At 69.9% G+C, this 23072-nt stretch carries 17 protein-coding genes; 10 read left to right on the top strand and 7 right to left on the bottom strand.

Going from position 1 to position 23072, the window contains the following annotated elements:
* Positions 1–21: 21 nt before the first annotated feature.
* From IF78_RS0104150 to uvrC, 5 genes are all read right to left on the bottom strand, one after another.
* Positions 22–2976, bottom strand: coding sequence for a M14 family metallopeptidase (locus IF78_RS0104150; RefSeq protein WP_031477420.1), 2955 nt, complete (start codon positions 2974–2976; stop codon positions 22–24).
* A 151-nt stretch (positions 2977–3127) separates the two neighbouring features.
* Positions 3128–4117, bottom strand: a complete 990-nt coding sequence (whiA, locus tag IF78_RS0104145) for a DNA-binding protein WhiA (protein ID WP_031477421.1) — start codon at positions 4115–4117, stop codon at positions 3128–3130.
* Positions 4108–5175, bottom strand: a complete 1068-nt coding sequence (locus IF78_RS0104140) for a gluconeogenesis factor YvcK family protein (protein WP_031477422.1) — start codon at positions 5173–5175, stop codon at positions 4108–4110. Before IF78_RS0104140 ends, whiA begins: the two co-directional genes overlap by 10 nt.
* Positions 5172–6206, bottom strand: a complete 1035-nt coding sequence (gene rapZ, locus IF78_RS0104135; protein ID WP_031477423.1) for an RNase adapter RapZ — start codon at positions 6204–6206, stop codon at positions 5172–5174. Before rapZ ends, IF78_RS0104140 begins: the two co-directional genes overlap by 4 nt.
* Positions 6203–8317 carry an excinuclease ABC subunit UvrC gene (uvrC, locus tag IF78_RS0104130; RefSeq protein ID WP_031477424.1) on the bottom strand — a complete coding sequence of 705 codons (2115 nt, stop codon included), beginning with the start codon at positions 8315–8317 and terminating at the stop codon, positions 6203–6205. Before uvrC ends, rapZ begins: the two co-directional genes overlap by 4 nt.
* Before the next feature lie 618 nt (positions 8318–8935).
* Between uvrC and IF78_RS0104125 the strand changes: the two genes are divergently transcribed.
* From IF78_RS0104125 to IF78_RS0104115, 3 genes are all read left to right on the top strand, one after another.
* Positions 8936–9892, top strand: coding sequence for a hypothetical protein (locus tag IF78_RS0104125; protein WP_031477425.1), 957 nt, complete (start codon positions 8936–8938; stop codon positions 9890–9892).
* 254 nt (positions 9893–10146) lie between these two features.
* Positions 10147–11256 (top strand): LacI family DNA-binding transcriptional regulator, encoded by a 1110-nt coding sequence (locus IF78_RS0104120; protein WP_031477426.1) that lies wholly within the window; start codon positions 10147–10149, stop codon positions 11254–11256.
* Positions 11253–12164 (top strand): carbohydrate kinase family protein, encoded by a 912-nt coding sequence (locus IF78_RS0104115; protein ID WP_031477427.1) that lies wholly within the window; start codon positions 11253–11255, stop codon positions 12162–12164. The genes IF78_RS0104120 and IF78_RS0104115 overlap by 4 nt, the downstream gene beginning before the upstream one ends.
* A gap of 164 nt (positions 12165–12328) precedes the next feature.
* Here the strand turns inward: IF78_RS0104115 and uvrA are convergent, their stop codons facing one another.
* Complete coding sequence (uvrA, locus tag IF78_RS0104110; protein ID WP_031477428.1) at positions 12329–15385, bottom strand: excinuclease ABC subunit UvrA; 3057 nt, start codon at positions 15383–15385, stop codon at positions 12329–12331.
* A gap of 251 nt (positions 15386–15636) precedes the next feature.
* On the opposite strand from uvrA, the gene IF78_RS0104105 reads away from it, so the two are divergent.
* The 5 genes from IF78_RS0104105 (at position 15637) to IF78_RS0104085 (ending at position 20007) form a co-directional block, all read left to right on the top strand.
* Positions 15637–16323 carry a maleylpyruvate isomerase family mycothiol-dependent enzyme gene (locus tag IF78_RS0104105; RefSeq protein WP_031477429.1) on the top strand — a complete coding sequence of 229 codons (687 nt, stop codon included), beginning with the start codon at positions 15637–15639 and terminating at the stop codon, positions 16321–16323.
* A gap of 163 nt (positions 16324–16486) precedes the next feature.
* The gene (locus tag IF78_RS0104100) at positions 16487–17143 is read left to right on the top strand and encodes an MBL fold metallo-hydrolase (protein WP_031477430.1); all 657 of its coding nucleotides are present in this window, start codon (positions 16487–16489) and stop codon (positions 17141–17143) included.
* A 313-nt stretch (positions 17144–17456) separates the two neighbouring features.
* Complete coding sequence (locus IF78_RS0104095; protein WP_031477431.1) at positions 17457–18341, top strand: ABC transporter substrate-binding protein; 885 nt, start codon at positions 17457–17459, stop codon at positions 18339–18341.
* Positions 18338–19258: an amino acid ABC transporter permease gene (locus IF78_RS0104090; RefSeq protein ID WP_031477432.1), complete on the top strand. Its 921-nt coding sequence runs from the start codon at positions 18338–18340 to the stop codon at positions 19256–19258. The genes IF78_RS0104095 and IF78_RS0104090 overlap by 4 nt, the downstream gene beginning before the upstream one ends.
* Before the next feature lie 20 nt (positions 19259–19278).
* Positions 19279–20007 (top strand): amino acid ABC transporter ATP-binding protein, encoded by a 729-nt coding sequence (locus tag IF78_RS0104085; RefSeq protein ID WP_037639687.1) that lies wholly within the window; start codon positions 19279–19281, stop codon positions 20005–20007.
* 67 nt (positions 20008–20074) lie between these two features.
* On the opposite strand, the gene aroQ is transcribed toward IF78_RS0104085, so the two are convergent.
* Positions 20075–20548, bottom strand: coding sequence for a type II 3-dehydroquinate dehydratase (gene aroQ, locus IF78_RS0104080; protein WP_031477434.1), 474 nt, complete (start codon positions 20546–20548; stop codon positions 20075–20077).
* Positions 20549–20652: 104 nt separating this feature from the next.
* Here aroQ and IF78_RS0104075 point away from each other — a divergent pair, with 104 nt between their 5' ends.
* Together IF78_RS0104075 and IF78_RS0104070 are read left to right on the top strand one after the other, a co-directional pair.
* A complete protein-coding gene (locus tag IF78_RS0104075) occupies positions 20653–21699 on the top strand; it encodes a S66 family peptidase (RefSeq protein WP_031477435.1) in 1047 nt (348 codons plus the stop codon).
* 95 nt (positions 21700–21794) lie between these two features.
* Entirely contained in the window at positions 21795–23066 is a 1272-nt protein-coding gene (locus IF78_RS0104070) for an MFS transporter (protein ID WP_031477436.1), read from the top strand.
* Positions 23067–23072: the final 6 nt, after the last annotated feature.

The raw sequence follows: 23072 nt of genomic DNA, 5'->3' as shown, positions 1-23072 counted from the left end.
TGCACTGTTGACCTCGGCGTGTCACTCCGCAAGTGAGTCGAGGGCCTTTCCGATGAGCGCCGCCCGGTCGGCCGCCGCGGAGACGTGTTCCAGGCCGAAGCCCAGCAGCACGGTGTCGTCCGTGGTGACCGATCCATAGGTCTGGAACAGGGCCCCGGTGCGCGCCCAGTCCTTGAGCACGGCCGGGCTGCCCGCGGGCGGTCCGGTCACACTCCAGGCGCCGAGTGACGTCTCGAAGCCCTCGGTCTGCGTCGCCGCACCGCCGACGACGAGCGAGGCCTCGTCGGCGAGGACGCCGCGACCGCCGAACGCCGGGTCGCTGACGTAGGCGATCGAGACCTCGACGGTCTTGCCGGCGTACGCGCTCAGGTCGTACTCGACCTGCTTCCACCCCTCGGAGGCGCCGGTGAGGGCGTTCCACGAACCGCTGCTGCCGCTGGCCGTGCAGCCGCTGGTGGCCACGGTGAGGTAGTGGGCCAGCCAGGGGTGCTCGCCCACGTAGAACCCGGCCTCGCAGTCCGCCGGCACGGTGTTGCTACTGGCGCCGCCCGCCTCGGGGAGCGTCGTCCAGTCCTCGGCCCCGGTGGTGTGGGCCTCGACAAGGACGTTGTCGTAGCCGGGCTCGACGTCCCACAGCAGTTGGGTGCGCAGTGTGGGCTTCTGCGCCGCGGTCACCCCGGTGAGGTCGACGGTCCTGGTGAGCCGCTTGTAGGCGTCGTCGGTGTGCACGGCGGCCGCCATGTAGGAGCCCGCGTAGGGCCCGTACGGGTTGACGGTCCCGGCGAACTGGCCGGCGCCCGCGCTGGCGAACTGCGGGTACGTGGCGGCGGGCAGCTCGTCCGAGGTGACGCTGTAGCTGCCGGCCTTGTCGAGCGGGTTGCCGGTGGCGTCGCCGAGCGCTCCGGTGAAGCCGCCGAGCCTGCCGGAGCCGTTGAAGCCGGTCGCCCCGGGCAGCGACGTACGGGAGTAGGCGCCCAGGTAGTACTGGCTGAAGTCGTTCGACAGGTTGCCGCCGCCGAGGTCGACGTTGCCGCCGGCCTCCTCGCCCGCCTCCATCAGCTTGCCGCCCTCGTTGAGGTAGGCGCGCAGCTGGAGCTGGGTGGCGTTGCCCGGGACGCTCGCGCCGGTGTAGTGGACGACGGTGTCGAAGTGGCTCAGCACACCGAGGGCGTCGGGCGCGCCTTGCGTGGCGACATCCCACACGATCGCCTTACGGCCGTTGGCCTTGAGAGCGTCGACGTACTTCTGCGCGTGCGTGGCGGTGGCGCCTTCCTCGGCGACCACGAGGACGTCCGCGCGCGGCCGCTGCGCCACGGTGTACGTGAAGTGCCGGCTGGAGACGGGCTTTCCGCTCCGCGTCTCGCCGGTGAACCACACCTCGACCTTGTCGCCCGGGTCGCCGTCGGCGACCTTGGCGCGGTACTCGTCGAAGTAGAGGTTGTCCTCACCGCCGTACGTCTCGCCGCCCTTCCACGGCCTGAGCGCCTTGTCCTTCGTACGGCCGCCGTTGACGCGGTACTTGAGCTCCTTGTCGCGCACGGACTTGCGTACGACGACGGAGACCTCCTGGTCCGCACCGCGGGAGTAGGACGTGGTGAACGGCGCCGGGGTGAAGTCGGCGGCGCTGAGGCCGACCGATGACTTCGGCTGGTCGGGCTTGGCGGCGGACTCGGCGACGGAGAGCGCGAACGGCACGTTCTTGGCGAACTCGTCCTGGATCAGCTTCTCGTCGTCCGGGAAGTTGAAGACCGACTGGCAGTCCCGCGCGTTCCACTGGTCGTTCGGGTCGATGTTCGACGCGGTCTGGCAGGTCGACATCTCGGGCGTGAACATCGCGATGCCGTTGACGTTCGCGGAGTGGCCGTCGGTCTCGCCGTTGGTGGTGTAGAGCTCCGAGGAGACCTGCGGGTGGTAGCCGGGGACCGCGGGGTTGTCCGGTGTGCCGGCGAGGGCCTTGTAGAGGACGTCGTCCGGGCTGTCGGTTGCGACCTGCCAGCCGACGCCGTAGAGGATGAGTTCGGCCGCGGAGTGGTAGTTGATGCCGTAGTCGAATCCGATACGGCGCTGGAAGGCGTCCAGCGCCTTGGTCTCGGGCTCGGAGGCCGGGGACGCGCCGCGGTAGGTCTCGCTGGTGGGGTTGGGGGACGAACCCTCGTCGTCGTAGCCCCACTTGTAGGCGAAGTTGCGGTTGAGGTCGACGCCGTCGCCGGTGCTGATGGCGCCGTCGCCGTTGATGTCCCGCAGGTTCTTGCGCCACAGGCGGGTCGTGGAGTCCTTGAAGGTGTGGTCGTAGCCGTCGGGGTTGGCCGATATGACGAACCACAGCTCGGTCGTGTCGACGATCTTCCTGACGCGCTGGTCCGTCTTGTAGTTGTCCAGGTAGTAGTGCATCAGACGCCGGGTCATCTCCGGCGTGATCCACTCGCGCGCGTGCTGGTTGGAGAGGTAGAGGACGGAGGGTTTGGAGCCGTCCTTCGTCTTCTTGGCGTTCTTGGTGAGCTTGACCGCCAGGATGTCCTGGCCGTTGATCGTCTTGCCGATGGAGACGACCTTGGTGAGGCCAGGGTTCTCCTGTCCGGTCCGGACGATCTCCTCCTTGATGCCCCCGCTGCCGCTGTACGGGCGGTACACGCCTTCCGCGGCCTTCTCGGTGCGGGCCTCGGCCTGGGCGGAGAGGTCGTGCTCGGTGAGCTCGACTCCCTGCTTCTCGAGCTTCTTGGCCTGGTCGTCGGTGAGGTAGACCTCGACGGTGGCCGTGCCCTTCTCGGGCGCCTGCTCACTGAGTTCGTGGCCGTCCTGGCCGGCCGCCAGAAGCAGGGGTACCTGCTTCTTGGTGACCTCGGCCCGGAAGACCTTGACTTCGCTCGGGTCCGTTTCTTGTGAACTTCCCGGTTGTGCCTGGGCGATGGGTGCGATACTCGCTCCGCCTATCAGGAGCGCACCGGCAGCGAGGATCGATCTCGCTCTGGGTCTCATGAACCCCCCTAGCAGTGTTTCGCCACAGCGACGAATAGCTGCCAGGCTCATGCCACTTCATGGCCCAGTCAAGAGTGCCGCAAAGACTGACAAATACTGGTGCCGACGTCCCAAGTGGACGTCGGCACCGATGTATTGACGATCCTTCGCGTCAGCCCGCGAGGTTGTCCGCCAGCTCCTCGGAGAGGTTGGCCTCCGTGCCCGGGATGCCCAGGTCCTGGGCCCGCTTGTCGGCCATGGCCAGCAGGCGGCGGATACGGCCCGCCACGGCGTCCTTGGTCAGCGGCGGGTCGGCGAGCGCGCCCAGCTCCTCCAGGGAGGCCTGCTTGTGCTCCATGCGCAGGCGTCCGGCGGCGGCGAGGTGCTCGGGGACCTCGTCCGCGAGGATCTCCAGGGCACGCTGGACACGGGCGCCGGCGGCGACGGCGGCGCGCGCGGAGCGGCGCAGGTTGGCGTCGTCGAAGTTGGCCAGCCGGTTCGCGGTGGCACGGACCTCGCGCCGCATCCGGCGCTCCTCCCAGGCCAGCACCGACTCGTGCGCGCCGAGCCGGGTCAGCAGGGCGCCGATCGCGTCACCGTCGCGGACGACCACGCGGTCCACACCGCGCACCTCACGGGCCTTGGCGGCGATCGACAGCCGGCGGGCGGCGCCGACCAGGGCGAGCGCGGCCTCGGGACCCGGGCAGGTCACCTCCAGGGAGGACGAGCGGCCGGGCTCGGTCAGCGAGCCGTGCGCCAGGAAGGCGCCACGCCAGGCGGCCTCGGCGTCACAGGTGGCCCCGGAGACCACCTGCGGAGGCAGACCGCGGATCGGCCGGCCCCGACCGTCGACCAGCCCGGTCTGGCGGGCCAGCTGGTCACCGCCGGCGACCACGCGCACGACGTAGCGCGAACCGCGGCGCAGCCCGCCCGGCGCCATCACGATCAGCTCGGAGCTGTGGCCGAAGATCTCCAGGATGTCCCGCTTGAGCCGGCGGGCCGCCATCGCGGTGTCCAGCTCCGCCTCGATCACGATGCGTCCGCTCACCAGGTGGAGGCCGCCGGCGAACCGCAGAATGGCGGAGACCTCCGCCTTCCTGCAGCAGGTCCGGGTGACGGGGAGCCGGGAGATCTCATCCTTCACCGCTGCCGTCATCGCCATGGGCCGATCCTTCCATGCATCCGAAAAATACGGTCGTACGCGGCGGCGAGGAGCTCCGGGTCGTGCCGGGGCGTCCCGTCCGTCCGGGCCACCGGGGCCAGCTCGACCGCGGCACCGAGCCGCTTGGCCGCCTCGGTGAGGACATCGCGATCGGGCACGGCGGCCTCGTCGGCCAGCACCACGTCCAGGGCGAGTTTAGGGGCGTGTCGTCCCAAAACCTCCAAATGACGCTGCGGGGAGAAGCCTTCGGTTTCTCCCGGCTGCGGGGCGAGGTTCAGGGAGAGTACCCGGCGCGCCTTCGTCTCGGTGAGGGCGTCCAGGAGCTCGGGCACGAGCAGGTGCGGGATGACCGAGGAGAACCAGGAGCCCGGGCCGAGCACCACCCAGTCCGCATCCCGGACGGCGGCGACGGCCTCCGGGACGGCGGGCGGGTCGTGGGGCACGACGTGCACCGACTGGACCTCGCCACGGGTGAGGGCGACGTTGGCCTGGCCTCGAACGGTGTCGACCTCCTCCGGTCGGTCCGGGTCATGCCCCTTGACCAGGGCCTGCAGCTCCAGCGGTACGGCGGACATGGGCAGGACGCGGCCCTGCGCGCCGAGCAGCCGCCCGACCAGATCGAGCGCCTGGACATGGTCGCCGAGCTGCTCCCACAGGGCCACGATCAGCAGATTGCCGACCGCGTGGTCGTGCAGGTCGCCCTTGGAGTGGAAGCGGTGCTGGATGACCCGGGCCCAGGTCTGGCCCCAGTCGTCGTCCCCGCACAGCGCGGCCAGCGCCTTGCGCAGGTCGCCGGGCGGCAGCACACCCAGCTCGTCGCGCAGGCGCCCGCTGGAGCCGCCGTCGTCGGCCACCGTGACGACGGCGGTGAGGTCGCCGGTGATCCGGCGCAGCGCGGCGAGTGAGGCGGACAGACCCATGCCGCCGCCGAGGGCGACGACCTTGGGCTGGGTGCCCCGGCGGCGCGGCCTGGCACCGCGAGCCTCGGCGGGCCGGCCGGCGCGCGACTTGGGCACCGCCCGGCGCAGCCTGCTCAGCCGCGGAGAACGTCCCGTCATTCCCGTCCCATGTCCCGGTGCACGACCACCGTCTCCACGCCCTGCGAGGCAAGGCGTGCCGCGAGCTTCTCCGATGTGGCGACCGAGCGGTGCTTGCCGCCGGTGCAGCCGACCGCGATCGTCACATACCGCTTGCCCTCACGACGGTATCCGGCCGCGATCAGCTGCAGCAGCTCGGAGTAGCGGTCGATGAACTCCTTCGCGCCAGGCTGGTTGAAGACGTACGCCGACACCTCCTCGTTCAGGCCGGTGTAGGGGCGCAGCTCCGGAACCCAGTGCGGATTGGGCAGGAAGCGCATGTCCACGACCAGGTCGGCGTCGACCGGGAGGCCGTACTTGAAGCCGAAGGACATGACGGTGGCCCGCAGCTCGGGCTCCTCCTCACCGGCGAACTGGGCGTCCATCTTGGCCCGCAGCTCGTGCACGTTCAGGCTGGAGGTGTCGATCACCAGGTCGGCGTCGCCGCGCAGCTCACGCAGCAGTTCACGCTCGGCGGCGATGCCGTCGACGATACGGCCGTCGCCCTGGAGGGGGTGCGGGCGGCGCACCGACTCGAAGCGGCGCACCAGGGCGTCGTCGGAGGACTCCAGGAAGACGATCCGGCGTGTGACGCCCCGGGTGTCGAGCTCGGCGAGGGACTCCCGGAGGTTGTCGAAGAACCGCCGGCCGCGGACGTCGACGACCACCGCGATCCGCGCCACGTTGCCCTGGGAGCGGGCGCCGAGCTCCACCATGGTGGGGATCAGCGCGGGCGGAAGGTTGTCGACGACGAACCAGCCGAGGTCCTCCAGACACTTGGCGGCGGTCGAGCGGCCGGCCCCGGACATGCCGGAGATGATCACCAGCTCGGGGATGGCCGCCTCGGGGACCCCGCCTGCGTCGATGCCCGTACTCACCTGCGCTCCGTCTTCCTGGGGTGCGTCCTGCTGGGTGAGATCTTCGCCGGTCTTCTTGTGTGTTTCCTGGGCTGCGTGTGCTTCGCGGGTTTGCTGATCTCGCTCGGCTGTGGGGTGTGTCTCGTGCTCGCTCATCTCTCCTGCCCCCGTCGTTCGTCCGGGGCGCCCGCGGACACGGGCTCCCCCGAGGTCTCCGCCGTCGTTTCGGATTCCTCGTCTTCCATGATCTCTCCAGTCGCCGTGTTCACAGCGGGTGCGGCCGGGGCCGCCCGGGCGAGGGCCGCGGCGATCGTCTCGGCCGTCTTTCGACCTATGCCCGGGACCTCGCAGATCTGGTCGATTGTCGCGGACCGCAGCTTCTTCACCGAACCGAAGTGCTTGATCAACGCCTGCTTGCGGGTGTCGCCGAGGCCGGGCACGTCGTCCAGCGGGCTGGAGCGGAAACGCTTGGCGCGCTTGGTGCGCTGGTAGGTGATCGCGAAGCGGTGCGCCTCGTCCCGGACGCGCTGGAGCAGATAGAGGCCCTCGCTGGTGCGGGGCAGGACCACCGGGTCGTCCTCGCCTGGCAGCCAGACCTCCTCCAGACGCTTGGCGAGACCGCAGACGGCGATGTCGTCGATGCCGAGCTCGTCGAGAGCCCGCTGGGCAGCCGCGACCTGCGGCTGGCCGCCGTCGACGACGACGAGCTGCGGGGGGTAGGCGAAGCGCCTGGGGCGGCCCTCGTCGTCCTTGAGGCCGTTGGCGAGGGGGGTGTCGGTGAGGGGGTCGGAGGAGGTGAGGCCGTTGTCGCCGTCGGAGGACACGTCGGCGAGGGTGTTCTCGCCGTCGGCCCACTCACCCGTCCGCTCCTTCTCGGCCAGGTAGCGCTTGAAGCGGCGGGTGATCACCTCGTGCATGGAGCGGACGTCGTCCTGGCCCTCGAAGCCCTTGATCTGGAAACGGCGGTACTCGCTCTTGCGCTGCAGCCCGTCCTCGAAGACGACCATGGAGGCCACGACGTCGTCGCCCTGGAGATGCGAGATGTCGTAGCACTCGATCCTGAGCGGGGCGCTGTCCAGTTCGAGGGCGTCGGCGATCTCCTCCAGGGCACGCGAGCGCGTGGTCAGGTCGGAGGCGCGCTTGGTCTTGTGCAGGACGAGCGCCTGCTGGGCGTTGCGCTCGACGGTCTCCATGAGGGCGCGCTTGTCCCCGCGCTGGGGGATGCGCAGCGAGACGTTGGAGCCGCGGCGGCCCGTGAGCCACTCCTGCACGGGCTCCAGCGGGTCGGGCAGGGCCGGGACGAGGACCTCCTTGGGCACGGCGTCCCCGGTCTCCTCGCCGTACAGCTGCTGAAGGGCGTGCTCGACCAGGGCACCGGTGGTGATCTCCTCGACCTTGTCGGTGACCCAGCCGCGCTGGCCGCGCACCCGGCCGCCGCGCACGTGGAAGATCTGCACGGCCGCCTCGAGCTCGTCCTCGGCGACCGCGATGAGGTCGGCGTCGGTCGCGTCGGCGAGCACGACCGCGTTCTTCTCCATGGCCTTCTTCAGGGCCTCGATGTCGTCGCGCAGGCGGGCGGCGCGCTCATACTCCATCTCCTCGGCCGCCTCCATCATCTGCTTCTCCAGGCGGCGCAGATAGGTGGCCGTGCGGCCGGTCATGAAGTCGCAGAACTCATCGGCCAGTTCGCGGTGCTCCTCCGCGGAGACACGGTCCACGCAAGGGGCGGAGCACTTGCCGATGTAGCCGAGCAGGCAGGGGCGGCCGGTGCGGCGGGCGTTCTTGAAGACGCCGGCCGAGCAGGTGCGCACGGGAAAGACGCGCAGGAGGAGGTCGACGGTGTCCCGGATCGCCCACGCATGCGCGTACGGCCCGAAATAGCGGACGCCCTTCTTCTTGTGACCGCGCATCACCTGCACGCGCGGGTACTCCTCGTTCATCGTCACCGCGAGGTACGGGTAGCTCTTGTCGTCGCGGTACTTGACGTTGAACCGGGGGTCGTACTCCTTGATCCAGGAGTACTCCAGCTGCAGTGCCTCGACCTCAGTGGACACCACGGTCCACTCCACGGACGCGGCCGTGGTGACCATCGTGCGGGTACGCGGGTGGAGGCCCGCCAGGTCCTGGAAGTAGTTCGCCAGGCGCTGGCGCAGGCTCTTCGCCTTTCCGACGTAGATCACCCGGCGGTGCTCGTCGCGGAACCTGTACACCCCGGGAGAGTCCGGGATCTGTCCCGGCTTGGGGCGGTAGCTGGAGGGATCGGCCATGTCTCACACCCTACTGGCGAGCGGTGACAGTCCGGCGGGGCTGTGGACGAGAACGGGGCCTCCGGGCCCTGGGGCTGCGCGAGGGGCAGCGGGGGAGCATGCGGGCAGGGGCGGAGCGCCGGGCCCTGCCAGGATTCCAGGGCGGTCAGAACGGCCGGCACGCGGCGGTGGTCCTCGGCCGACCGCGTCGTCCGACCTCGACGGATGCCGGCAGAACGAGGGGCCCACGGCAGGTGGCGCTCGCGGATCGCACGGGCCGTTTTCCAGCCGACTGGAAAACGCGGCAGCGAAGCGATCGGCACGCTGTGAGCACTCCACGCGCTGCGGGCATGTCCATGCGCTGTCTGCTCGTGGATGGCAGTACCCGCTTCCTGGCGGCCCCGCGCACCCTGCCGGGGCAGCGCGGCGCGGGACGGCATCACGACTCGGTCAGACAGCGTCACTGTTGGACATCAGGTGTTGTCGGGACTTGGTCAACACGCTTCAATGCGGGGGAACTCGGGGCCGTGAACGACGGCGTACGAATGTGACGACCCATGCCGTGCCGACGGGGTGGCCCCGACAAGCCGCGCGAACGGTCCGACCAGCCGTTGTGAACAACCACAGAAAGGCCCCTGCATGCCGCACGCCACACAGCAAGCGGACATCCCCGCCGTCGCCACCGCGGAACTGGACACGGCCCTGCGAGGCGGCCCCTTCCACGTCGCCCTGCGCGCCGCGATAGCCGCCCGGGGACTGCCGCTGCAGCGCGTGCAGCACCATCTGTCCCGTCGCGGCGTGAAAGTCGGCGTCACCAGCCTGAGCTACTGGCAGCAGGGGGCGCGTCGGCCCCAGCGCCCCGAGTCACTGCGCGCGGTGCGGGCACTGGAGGAGATACTCCAGCTGCCGGAGGAGTCCCTGATCCGGCTGCTCGCCGAGGCCGACGACCACTCCGCCCTCCAACGCCCCGCGGCCCGCTCCTACCGCTCCCTGGTCGAGGCCTCCGGCGTTCTGGAACAACTGCTGGCCGAGCTGGACTCCCCGGTCGACTGCGGCGTCCACACCCTCGCGCACCACGAGCGGGTCCGGATCGGGCCGCGCCGTGAACTGGCGGGTCGCGAGTCGCACCACATCGTGCGCGCCCACAAGGACGGCGTGGACCGCTTCGTGGCCGTCCACCACGGCGACCCGGGGTGCACGCCGGAGCACATGACGGTGCACGCCCTGGAGAACTGCCGCACCGGACGCGTCCGTTGGCACCACGACACCGGCGTCCTCGTGGCCGAGCTGCTCTTCGGCACGCGTCTACGGGCCGGCGACACCTACCTCTTCCGCTACGGCGTCGAGGACGGCACGGCCGACGTGTCCCGCGAGTACGCCCGCGGCTTCCATCTCGCGGGCGGCCAGTACGCCCTCCAGGTCCACTTCGCGCAGAACGCACTCCCCGTCCGCTGCCACCGCTTCGCCCAGCACTCCGCGGCAGCGCCCCGCAGCGGCCGCCAGGGACTCGCACTCAGCGGATTGCACCGTTCCGTCCACCTTGTCGAGCCACGGGTGCGGACGGGGATCGTGGGCATCGGGTGGGAGTGGGACTGAGGCACTGCTTCCGCATGCCCTCTGGACGGCCGATCACCGTGTTCTGATGCCGGTACAACGGCCTCGTTCCGGCACGGCGTGATTCCGGCGCGGCCTGGTTCCGGCGCGTCATGACGCTCCCTCTGCGGCTCAGACGTTGACGTAAACGCTTGCGCAAACGTTTACGTCCGGCTCCGAATGAGATACCTTCCCGGCCAGAGAAACCGCCGCGCCCCGGGGAGTCGCGTGGCGGGGGCGGAACCGGGAGGGATCCGATGGCAACCATGGCCGACGTCGCGCGGAGTGCCGGCGTGTCCGTGGCGACCGTCTCTCATGTGCTGAACGGCACCCGGCCGGTGCTGCCCCACACCCGCCAGGCGGTGCTGGACGCCATCGACGAGCTCGGCTACACCCCCAACACCCTCGCCCGTTCCCTGGTGACCTCCCGCACCCGGTCCATAGGGCTCGCGGTGTCGGCGATCAGCAACCCGTACTTCACGGAGATCCTCCAGGGCGTCGAGGCCGCAGCCCTGGAACACGGCTACAGCCTGCTGATCGCCGACCCGCACGACGATCCGGTGCATGAACGCAAGGTCGTCCAGCTCCTGCACGAACGCCGGGTGGACGGCATGATCGTCGCGCCCTCCGCCGACCCTGGCGAACTGGTCGCGTATCTCGGGCGCCACAAGGTGCCGACCGTCCTCCTCGACCGGGTGGTCGACAGCCCGGCTGACGGCTCGCCGCGCTTCGACCAGGTCTGTGCCGACGGCGCCGAACCCGTTGCCCGGCTGGTCACGCATCTCGCGGGACTCGGCCACCGGCGGATCGCCATGATCGCCGGCCTGCCCGGACTCAGCACCACCAGTGAGCGACTCACGGGATACCGGGAGGGACTCACGACCGCCGGGCTCGCCCCCGACGAACACCTCGTGGTGCATGGCAACTCCGAGTCGGCCGGCGCCGAACAGGCCACCGCCGAGCTGCTGTCACTGGCCTCACCGCCCACCGCACTCGTCACCGCCAACAACGCGATGACGATCGGCGCCCTGCGGGCCCTGCGCGACCGGGGTCTGTCCGTGCCGGACGACATCGCGTTGTGCTGCTTCGACGACTTCGCCTGGGCCGACCTGTTCTCGCCCCGGCTCACCGCCATAGCCCAGCCCAGCAGGGACATCGGCGCCGAGGCGGTCCGTGTACTGCTGGACCGCCTCGCCTCACCGGACCGGCCCGCCCGTACCGTGCGTCTCCCCTGCACCTTCGTGCACCGCACCTCGTGCGGCTGCGCCGAGCAGCCGCGGGGGTCCGGGAGAACCGAGGGCATCGCGCCCCTGACATCCGACAGTTCCGAACAGCCCCTGACGTCCGTGAAAGGAACCGTCTCGTGATCGTCGTCGCCGGTGAGGCCCTGATCGACCTGGTACCGCAGGGCACGGGCGCCCTCGCGAGTCTGCAGCCGGCGCTCGGCGGCGGCCCCTACAACACCGCCGTGGCCCTCGGCAGGCTCGGCTCCCCCACCGTCTTCTGCTCCCGCACCTCCTACGACGCCTTCGGTGAGGCCCTGCTCGACGGGCTGCGGGAGGCCGGGGTGGACGTGTCGGCCGTGCAGCGTGGGATGGAGCCGACCACGCTCGCGGTCGCCACCATCGACGAGAAGGGCTCGGCCGCCTACTCCTTCTATGTCGAGGGCACGGCCGACCGGCTCTTCACGGCCCCTCCGGAGCTGCCCGCGCGGGCCCGCGCGGTCTCCTTCGGTACCTGCTCGCTCGTCCTGGAACCCGGGGCGAGCGCCTACGAGGAGCTGATGCGGAGCGCGGCCGCGCAAGGGGTCTTCACAGCGCTCGACCCGAACATCCGGGCCGGACTGATCCCGGACCCGGACGGATACCGGGCGCGGTTCAAGAGCTGGCTGCCGTCGGTGTCTCTGCTCAAGCTCTCCGAGGAGGACGCACTGTGGCTGGGCGGCACGCCGCGCGAGTGGCTGGCCGCGGGACCTGCGGCCGTCGTGATCACTCAGGGCGGTGACGGGCTGACCGCCTTCACACGGGACGGTGCCGTTCATTCCGTGCCGGGCGAGGACGTCGACGTCGTCGACACGATCGGTGCGGGCGACACCGTGAACGCGGCCCTGCTGCACGGCCTGGCCACCCAGGACGCCCTGTCCGCCGAGGCGCTCGTGGGACTCGGCGCCGACGGCTGGACACGGCTGCTGCGGTTCGCGGCGCGGGCTGCCGCGATCACCTGCTCCCGGTCGGGAGCAGAACCGCCGTACGCCTCCGAACTAGGGGACTTCTAGGAGGCGTTCGCTTTCCAATCCACTGATTTCCACTGTTGAGGAGTCAAGGTCCGTCATGGCCGCCTGGATCGGGCGGCTGATGATCCAACGGACGGCGCCCCGCGGGGAGTTCCCACGGGGCGCCGCACTTTTCTGAATTTGTTCGGACTCGTTGTCCGCCGGCCTCAGGCCTTGCGGGCCCGGGTCGTCTTCTTCGCGGGCGTGGCCTTCTTCGCGGCGGCCGCCTTCTTCGTGGCTCCGGTCGCCTTGTCCGTGGCCTTGTTGTTGACCGCGTTCGTGGCCCTGGCCGTCGCCGTCTTCTTCGCCGTCGAACCCGCCGCCACCGTCTTCTTGGCCGCCGTCTTGCGCGGGGCCGTCACGGAGGCCGCGTCACTGATCCGGTCGGCGCCGAGGATCTCCCGCAGGAACTTGCCGGTGTGGCTGGCCGGAACCGCGGCGATCGCCTCGGGCGTGCCCTCGGCGATGACGAGGCCACCGCCGGCGCCGCCCTCGGGGCCCATGTCCACGACCCAGTCGGCGGTCTTGATCACGTCCAGGTTGTGCTCGATGACGATGACCGTGTTGCCCTTGTCGACCAGGCCGGAGAGGACCTTCAGCAGCTTGCTGATGTCCTCGAAGTGCAGTCCGGTGGTCGGCTCGTCGAGGACGTAGACCGTGCGGCCGGTGGAGCGCTTCTGCAGCTCGCTGGCGAGCTTCACACGCTGTGCCTCACCGCCGGACAGGGTGGTCGCGGACTGGCCGAGGCGGACGTAGCCGAGGCCGACGTCGTTCAGCGTCTTGAGGTGGCGGTTGATCGCCGGGACGGCCTCGAAGAAGTCCATGGCCTCTTCGATCGGCATGTTCAGGACCTCGGAGATGGACTTGCCCTTGTAGTGGACCTCCAGGGTCTCCCGGTTGTAGCGGGCGCCATGGCAGACCTCGCAGGGGACGTACACGTCCGGGAGGAAGTTCATCTCGATCTTGATCGTGCCGTCGCCCGCGCAGTTCTCGCAGCGGCCGCCCTTGACGTTGAAGGAGAAGCGGCCCGGCATGTAGCCGCGGACCTTCGCCTCGGTGGTCTCGGCGAACAGCTTGCGGATGTGGTCGAAGACGCCGGTGTACGTCGCCGGGTTCGAGCGCGGGGTGCGGCCGATGGGCGACTGGTCGACGTGCACGACCTTGTCGACGAGGTCGTCGCCGTCCACGCGCGTGTGCCGCCCGGGGACGTTGCGCGCGCCATTGAGCTCGCGCGCCAGGTGTGTGTACAGGATGTCGTTGACCAGCGTCGACTTGCCGGACCCGGAGACGCCGGTGACCGCGGTGAACACGCCCAGCGGGAACGAGACGTCGATGTCCTGGAGGTTGTTCTCGCGGGCGCCGTGCACCGTGAGCAGCCGGGACGGGTCGTGCGGGCGCCGGATGTCGGGCAGCGGGATGGCCTTCTTGCCGGACAGGTACTGGCCGGTCTGCGACTCCGCGTTGGCGAGCAGTTCCTTCAGAGAGCCGCTGTGTACGACCTTGCCGCCGTGCTCACCGGCGCCGGGGCCGATGTCGACGACCCAGTCGGCGGTCTTGATGGTGTCCTCGTCGTGCTCGACGACGATGAGCGTGTTGCCCATGTCGCGCAGCCGGACCAGGGTCTCGATCAGCCGGTGGTTGTCGCGCTGGTGCAGGCCGATGGACGGCTCGTCGAGGACGTAGAGCACGCCGACCAGTCCGGAGCCGATCTGGGTGGCCAGGCGGATGCGCTGGGCCTCGCCGCCGGAGAGCGTGCCCGCCGCGCGGTTGAGCGAGAGGTAGTCCAGGCCGACGTCGACCAGGAACCGCAGCCGCTCGTTGACCTCCTTCAGCACGCGCTCGGCGATCTTCTTGTCGCGGGCGTTGAGCTTCAGCTCGCCCAGGAACTCCGCACAGTCGCTGATGGACATCGCGGAGACCTCGGCGATCGACTTCTCCATGATCGTGACCGCGAGGACTATCGGCTTCAGACGTGTGCCCTCACAGGTGGGGCAGGGCACCTCGCGCATGTAGCCCTCGAAGCGCTCACGGCTGGCGTCGCTCTCAGCCTCGCTGTGCCGGCGCTTGACGAAGGGGACGGCCCCCTCGAAGGGCGTCGTGTACACGCGCTCGCGGCCGTACCGGTTGCGGTACCGGACCTCGATCTGCGTCTTGTGGCCGTGGAGCAGGGCCTTCTTGGCCCGCTGCGGCAACCCCGCGAAGGGAATGTCCGTACGGAATCCCAGCGCGTCCGCGAGGGCTCCGATCAGGCGGCCGAAGTAGTCCTTGGTGTGGCCGTGCGACCAGGGATGGATGGCGCCCTCGTCGAGGGACTTGTCCTCGTCCGGGACGATCAGTTCCGGGTCGACCTCCATGCGCGTACCGATACCGGTGCACTCGGGACAGGCGCCGAAGGGCGAGTTGAAGGAGAAGGAGCGGGGCTCCAGCTCCTCGAAGGAGAGGTCGTCGTACGGGCAGTACAGGTGCTCCGAGTACATGCGCTCGCGCTCGGGGTCGTCCTCGGGCAGGTCGACGAAGTCGAGCACGACCATGCCGCCGGACAGGCCGAGGGCGGTCTCCACGGAGTCGGTGAGCCGGCGCTTGGCGGAGTCCTTCACCGTGAGGCGGTCGACGACCACCTCGATAGTGTGCTTCTCCTGCTTCTTCAGCGTGGGCGGGTTGGACAGCTGGATCGTCTCGCCGTCCACACGCGCGCGGGAGTAGCCCTTGGTCTGAAGATCGGCGAAGAGGTCGACGAACTCGCCCTTGCGCTCGCGCACCAGCGGCGACAGCACCTGGAAGCGGCTCCCCTCCGGCAGCTCCAGGACCCTGTCGACGATGGCCTGCGGCGACTGGCGCGAGATCGGCCGGCCGCACTGGGGGCAGTGCGGCTTGCCGATGCGCGCGAAGAGCAGACGCAGATAGTCATAGACCTCGGTGATGGTGCCGACCGTCGAGCGCGGGTTGCGGGAGGTCGACTTCTGGTCGATCGAGACCGCCGGGGAAAGGCCCTCGATGAAGTCGACGTCCGGCTTGTCCATCTGGCCGAGGAACTGCCGGGCGTACGACGACAGCGACTCCACATAACGCCGCTGTCCCTCGGCGAAGATGGTGTCGAAGGCCAGCGAGGACTTGCCCGACCCCGACAGGCCCGTGAAGACGATGAGCGAGTCGCGTGGCAGGTCGAGCGAGACATTCTTCAGGTTGTGCTCGCGCGCGCCACGGACGATGAGACGGTCGGCCACGCCGGTCCGCACCTTTCTTGAGAGAAGTGACAGGGGGGCGAGGCCCCCGTGCTTTCTCAGACTCGAGGCCCCCGTGCCTTCTCAGACTAGGGGGAGCCACTGACAACGCCGGTCGGATTCCCGGATGCGACAACAATCCCGGGCCATCCAGCATGCCCGACGCCACGACCGACCCTATAGCACGCGCATTCGATTTACGGCACCCGTTCACCACCTTCACCCAAAGGTGTGGCGGGGCTAGTGTCAGCACCATGATTGATCACGCTCGTGACCTGGTGTCTGTACGTGAAGCCACCGAGCGGCTGCTCACCGCAGCGGCCAAGCTGGACAACGCGTCGGTGGCCGAGCCGTCACGGCTCCCCGGCTGGAGCCGCGGCCACGTCCTCGCCCATCTCGCCCGCAACGCGGACGCTCTCGTGAACGTCCTCGAAGGGCGCCCCATGTACGTCTCCGCCACCGCCCGGGACTCCGACATCGAGCGCGACGCCCCGCGCCCCCTCGACGTCCAGCTCACCGACGTGCGCGAGAGCGCGGCCCGCTTCCAGGCCACGGGAGCGGCACCCGCGGACTGGTCGCGCACGGTGGAGCTGCGCAACGGCGTCACGGACGCGGCGGCCCGGGTGCCGTTCCGGCGGTGGGTGGAGGTGGAGCTGCACCACGTGGATCTCGGGATCGGGTACGAGCTGGAGGACCTGCCGGCGGAGTTCGTGGAGCGGGAGATCGACTTTCTCGCGGAGCGGTTCACCGGGCACCCCGATGTGCCGCCGACCCGTCTCACGGACGGCACGCGCGCGTGGAGTACGGGCCGGGACGCCGGCGCCGCCGAGGTCACGGTCACAGGGTCCGCAGCCGAACTGCTGGGCTGGCTCGCCGGGCGCCGCGACGGATCCGGCCTGAGCGCGCAGGGAGGCCCGCTGCCGTCACTTCCCCCGCTGTAGCCATCTGGTGGCCGAAGGGGCCGTTGGCACCTGGTGGCCGGAGGGGCCGTTTCCGCACCTGGACGGTCGCCGGGCGGCCACGGCACCCGGCGGTTCCTGGGCCGCTCGGCCGCCGCGTCGTCCGGCCGGCCCAGGGACGGCTCTGCCGCTATAGGCTGCCGACATGACCTACAGCGGACAGGTGACGGTCGGCGGCCCCGCCGACGTGCACGAGCTCAAGGACCTGATGATCACCAAGATCGCGGTCGGTCCGATGGACAACAACGTCTATCTGCTGCGCTGCCGGGCCACGGACGAGCAGCTGCTGATCGACGCCGCCAACGACGCGGACGCACTGCTCGGCATGATCGGCGACGACGGCATCGCGTCCGTCGTCACCACGCACCAGCACGGCGACCACTGGCAGGCACTCGCCGCGGTCGTCGAGGCCACCGGCGCGCGCACCTACGCCGGACGCGACGACGCCGAGGGCATCCCGGTGCCGACCGACGTCCTGGTCGACGACGGCGACACCATCCGGGTAGGGCGCGTGGAACTCACCGCGCGCCATCTGGTCGGGCACACGCCGGGTTCGATCGCCCTCGTCTACGACGACCCGCACGGGCATCCCCATGTGTTCACCGGGGACTGTCTGTTCCCGGGCGGTGTGGGCAACACCCGTAAGGATCCGAAGGCGTTCGCCAGCCTGATCCACGACGTCGAGACGAAGATCTTCGGCGCGCTGCCGGACGAGACCTGGGTCTACCCGGGGCACGGCAACGACACGACGCTGGGCGCGGAACGGCCGCATCTGCCGGAGTGGCGCGCGCGGGGCTGGTGAGAACGAGGCCGGCGGCTGCCGGCCGGTGAGCACGCGCGCCCCCGCGTACGCGCCCCGTGTGAACGATTCACACGCGCCGGTGTCATGCGCGCGCTCCCGGCGGGCGTTGTTGCGCAGTCAACTGGAAGCAGCCCCGCACAGGATGACGGCTCCTGAGCGGTACGGGCCGCCGGTCTCACATCCCCGCCCTCGACCGGCGGCCCCGGCGACTGCCGTGGGAACTGTTCACAGGAACGCAACACCCGCTCCCACTATGCGGACATTCACCGTCGCGACCTCGACAAAAACGACGGTGTACTGTCAATCTCCCGCCATGCACCTTGCCCCTCGCGCGCTGCGCCGCGCCGTCGCCGTCGCAACGACAGCCCTGCTCGCCACCGCCCTCGGCTGCGCCCCACAGCCCGAGGAGAAGGCCGCCGACGCGCCGTCGGGGTCGGCCGGGAACACCTGCGCCAAGGGCAAGTTGGCCACCAAGACCTCCGGCAAGCTGACGATCGCCACCGACGAACCGGCGTACGAGCCCTGGTTCAAGGACGACAAGCCCGCCAACGGTGAGGGCTTCGAGTCGGCGGTCGCCTACGCCGTGGCGAAGCAGCTCGGCTACGACAAGAGTGCCGTCGTCTGGCAGAGCGTGCCGTTCAACAAGGCCTTCGCGCCCGGCGAGAAGACCTTCGACTTCGACATCAACCAGGTGTCCATCAGCGACGAGCGCAAGAAGGCCGTGGACTTCTCGTCCGGCTACTACGACGTCCGTCAGGCCGTCATCGCGCTGAAGGGCACCCAGGCCGCCGAGGCGAAGAGCATCGCGGACCTGAAGGGCCTCAAGCTGGGCGCACAGGTCGGCACCACCAGTCTCGGCTACATCGAGGACGTGGTGAAGCCGACGCAGCAGGCCGCCGCGTACGCCAAGAACGACCAGGCCAAGTCCGCGCTGAAGAACGGCCAGGTCGACGCCGTCGTGGTCGACCTGCCGACCGCCTTCTACATCACCGCGGCCGAGGTGACGGACGCGACGATCGTCGGCCAGTTCGAGAACCAGGGCGGTACGCCGGAGCAGTTCGGGCTCGTGCTCGACAAGGGCAGCGCGATCACCGCATGTGTGACGGACGCCGTGGACACCCTGCGCGAGGACGGCACGCTGGCCAAGCTCGAGCAGCAGTGGCTGTCGGACGCCGTCGACGCGCCGGTGCTCAAGTGACGGTCATCAAGCAGGAGTCCGGCCACGGGGGCGCCGACGACAAGGGTGACGTGCCCGGCGCCGGTGGCGACGGTTACGTCCCCTCTCAGCGACGTCTCGACCGCGAGCGCTACAAACGGGCCCGCGCCCGCCGAGCCACGGCTGTCGCGGCGCTGTCCACACTGGTCACCGGCGTCGTTCTCTATCTGGTCGTGGTCAACGCGCCGGGCTGGCCGCGCACCAAGGAAACGTTCTTCAGCTGGGAGTACGCGCGCGAGGCGTTCCCCAAGGTCCTCGAAGGGCTCTGGCTCAACGTCCGGCTGCTGCTGATCTGCGGCGCCTGCGTCCTGGTTCTCGGAATGCTCATCGCCGTCGCCCGCACCCTGCGTGGCCCGGTGTTCTTCCCGCTGAGGGTGCTGGCGGCCGCGTACACGGACTTCTTCCGGGGCCTTCCGCTCATCATTAACCTCATGATCGTCGTCCTGGGCGTCCCCGCGCTGCGGCTCCAGGGCGTGACCGTCGATCCGGTGCTGCTGGGCGGTACGGCGCTGACGCTGACGTACTCGGCGTACGTCGCGGAGGTGTTCCGTGCGGGCATCGAGTCCGTCCACCCCTCGCAGCGCGCCGCGGCCCGCTCCCTCGGCCTCACCAACCGCCAGGCACTGCGGCACGTCGTCCTCCCCCAGGCGGTACGCCGTCAGGTGCCGCCCCTGCTGAACGACCTGGTGTCGCTGCAGAAGGACACCGGTCTGGTGTCGATCGGCGGCGCGGTGGACGCCGTGCGGGCCGCGGACATCATCGTGGGCCGCAGCCTCAACTACACGCCGTACATCGTCGCGGGCCTGGTCTTCGTGGCGCTGACCATTCCGATGACCCGCTTCACGGACTGGGTGACCGCCCGGATGGACCGTCGGCGCGCCCAAGGAGGGGCCCTGTGAGCGACGCACCCGTGCTGCGGATGGAGTCCGTCCGCAAGACCTTCGGCGACTCGGTGGTACTGCGGGACGTCGACCTGGAGGTCGCCCCGCACACGGTGACCGCGCTGATCGGCGCCTCCGGCTCCGGCAAGTCCACGCTGTTGCGGTGCGCGAACCTCCTGGAGGACATCGACGACGGCGCGATCTGGCTGGACGGCGAGGAGATCACCGATCCGCGGGTCGACCAGGACGCCGTACGGCGCCGTATCGGCGTGGTGTTCCAGGCGTACAACCTGTTCCCGCACATGACGGTCCTGGAGAACATCACCCTCGCCCCGCGCCGCGTACACGGCGTCTCCCGCGCGGAGGCCGAGGCACGCGCGCGTGAGCTGCTGGAGCGGCTCGGGCTGGCCGACAGGGCGGGCGAGTACCCGGACCGGCTGAGCGGCGGCCAGCAGCAGCGTGTCGCGATCGTGCGCGCTCTCGCCGTACGGCCTCGGCTGCTGCTCCTCGACGAGATCACCGCCGCCCTCGATCCGGAACTCGTCGGCGAAGTCCTCACCGTCGTCCGCGACTTGAAGGAGGACGGGATGACGATGGTTCTGGCCACCCATGAGATGGGATTCGCGCGCGAGGTCGCCGACCAGGTTTGTTTTCTGGACGGAGGCGTGGTGCTGGAGCAGGGCACAGCTGAGCAGATCTTCGGCGATCCGCAGCAGGAACGCACCCGGCGCTTCCTGCGGCGGATCGTGGAGGCGGGACGGCTGTAAGGACCGCTCGCCATGGCCGGCGGTACTTACACCGAGGGCGCCTGTCCGCCCGCCCCGCCTGTCGAGGTCACGTGTCCGCCTGTCCCGCCCCCACCAGCGCCACGACCCGCTCCACGCCGAAGACGTACCCCTGCACACCGCATCCCGCGATGACGCCGTCGGCCCGCAGGGAGACGTAGGAGTGGTGACGGAACGACTCGCGCTTGTGGATGTTGGAGATGTGAACCTCCAACACGGGTAGTCCGTCACAGGTGTTGAGCGCGTCCAGGATCGCCACCGACGTGTGCGAGTAGGCGCCGGGATTAATCACGATCCCGCTGTGGTTCTGCCGTGCCTCGTGGATCCAGTCGACCAGCTCACCTTCGTGATTGGACTGCCGGAAGTCGACCGTGCCGCCGTGCGCGGCCGCCGCCTTGGCGCACAGGGCCCTGACATCGTCGAGGGTCTCGGAACCGTAGATCTCCGGCTGGCGCTGGCCGAGCAGGTTCAGGTTGGGGCCGTTGAGGATCATGATCGGGGCGTTGGCCAGGGTGCGGGGCACGGTTCCTCCGGTCCGTTCGGGGTCGGGCGGTCCGTCGACGACCGCTGCTCAGACCCCGGTTTATCACGGTGCACGGGCCACGCAGTGGGTCCTACCCTCCAGTCATGACCATGATCTCCTACCCTCCCAAGCCCTCCCCCGGCGACCGCGTCGCCGTGATCTCCCCCGGCGCGGGCCTGCCCGGGCTCTTCCCGCGCCCCTTCGAGCTGGGGCTGGAGCGGCTGCGCAAGGACTACGAGCTCGAACCGGTCGAGTACCCGGCGACCCGCAAGATGGGCTCGACGCCGCAGGAGCGGGCCGACGACATCCACGCCGCGTTCGCCGACCCCGACATCAAGGCGGTCATCGCCTCCATCGGCGGCGACGACCAGATCACCGTGCTGCCGCTGCTGGACCGGGAGTTGATCCGGGCGAACCCGAAGCCGTTCTTCGGGATGAGCGACAACACGAACCTGCTCATGTTCCTGCGCAACACCGGAATCGTCGGCTTCCACGGCGCGAGCGTGATGTGCGAGCTGGGCCGCCCCGGTGCCATGCACCCGCAGACCACGGACTCGTTGCGGGCCGCACTCTTCACCTCGGGGGACTACGAACTCAGGCCAGCCGAGCGCTGGAACGACATCAACCGCGACTGGGCCGACCCGGCGACCTTCGACGCGGAGCCGGAGACGAGGCCAGGCGACGGGTGGACCTGGGTGAACGCCGACCGGGTGGTGGAGGGCCGCACTTGGGGCGGCTGTCTGGAGATCGTCGGCTGGCTGCTGATGGCCGACCGGGAGATCGCGCGTGACCTCTCGGAGTACGACGGTGGAGTGCTGCTGCTGGAGACCTCGGAAGAGATGCCGAGTGCCAACGAGGTCTTCTGGACCTTCCGGAACATGGGTGAACGCGGGCTGCTCCAGCGCTTCTCCGCGCTGCTGATGGGCCGGGCGAAGACCTGGTCCTTCGAGCGCCCCAACAGCCCGGAGGAGGCCGCTCGTTACGCCACGGAGCAGCGGGAGGCCGTACTGCGGGCCATGCGCACGTATGCCCCCGACACCCCGATCGTCTTCGACGTCGACTACGGCCACACAGACCCACAACTCGTCATCCCTTACGGCGGCCTCGTCCGCGTCGACGGCCCCGCCCGGCGCATCACCGTCACGTACTGACGAAGCCCCGGCGCGCCCGTGCGCCCCCGTAACCCGTGGTCACCGTGGGTAGTTGACGCAGCATGCACGATCTACGCACCGTAAAGGCACCCTCCATGCTGCGGCTCGCGGCCGCTTCGCTCGCCGGGACGGCCATCGAGTTCTACGACTTCTTCGTCTACGGGACCGCGGCGGCGCTGGTCCTGGGGCCGCTGTTCTTCCCGACGTTCTCGCCGGTCGCGGGGACCCTGGCCGCCTTCGCGACGTTCGGCGTGGGGTTTGTGGCGCGGCCGCTCGGGTCGGTGTTGTTCGGGCACATCGGTGACCGCCACGGCCGCCGGCCGGTCCTCGTCGCGTCACTGCTGCTGACCGGCGCCTCCACGGTCGCGGTCGGCTGCGTGCCGACGTACGACACGCTCGGTGTGCTCGCTCCGCTGCTGCTGCTCCTGATGCGCTTCCTGCAAGGGCTCGGCCTCGGCGGCGAGTGGGGCGGGGCGGTGCTGCTGACGGTGGAGCACGCACCCGCCGACCGGCGCGGTCTGTGGTCGAGCTTCCCGCAGGTCGGGCCCGCGCTCGGCTTCCTGCTCGCCAACGGGGTGGTGCTGGGGCTGTCGGCGACGCTGTCCGAGGCGCAGTTCGCGGCCTGGGGATGGCGGGTGCCGTTCTGGGCGGCCGGCGTGCTGGCCGTGGTGGGGCTGCGGCTGCGGTCGTCGCTCACCGAGAGCCCTCGGTTCCTGGAAATCGACGACCACGCGCGCGTGCCGCTCGCCGAGGTCGTGCGCGACCACTGGCGGCTGGTGCTGCTGACCGCCGGGGCGCTCGCCATCGGATACGCGATCTTCTACGCGGTGACGACCTGGTCCCTCGCATACGCCACGGAACGGCTGGGAGTGGACCGCAGCGTCATGCTGAGCTGCATCATGGCCGTGGTGCTGGTGAAGGGGTCGCTCACACCGGTGGCGGCGGTGCTCGGCGACCGGTACGGGCGGCGTCCCCTGACCCTGATCGGATGCGCTGCCGCCGCTCTGTGGATGTTCCCGATGGTGGCGCTTCTCGCCACGGGTGAGCCGTTGCTGATGTTCCTGGGCTTCCTCGGGGCGATGCTCGCGTTCATCACGATGTTCGCCGTGATCGCCGCGTACCTCCCGGAGTTGTACGAGCCCCGAGTGCGCTGTACGGGCGCCGCGGTGGGCTACAACCTCGGCGGCGTTCTCGGGGGCGCGCTCACGCCGATCGCGGCTACGGCGCTCGCCGAGCAGGGCGGTCGGGTGCCCTGGGGTGTGGGGGCGTATCTGACGGGCATCGCGCTGCTCAGCCTGGGGTGCTTCGCGCTGCTGCCCGAGACGCGTCCGGTGCCGGCTGTGGCGGCGGAGCCCGCCACCGGGTGACGGGTT

The organism is Streptomyces bicolor (assembly GCF_000719285.1).
In the GTDB taxonomy this organism is placed as follows: Bacteria; Actinomycetota; Actinomycetes; order Streptomycetales; family Streptomycetaceae; genus Streptomyces; species Streptomyces bicolor.
Note: the sequence above shows the minus strand (reverse complement) of the source record. Positions and strands in the feature narration are given on the sequence as shown.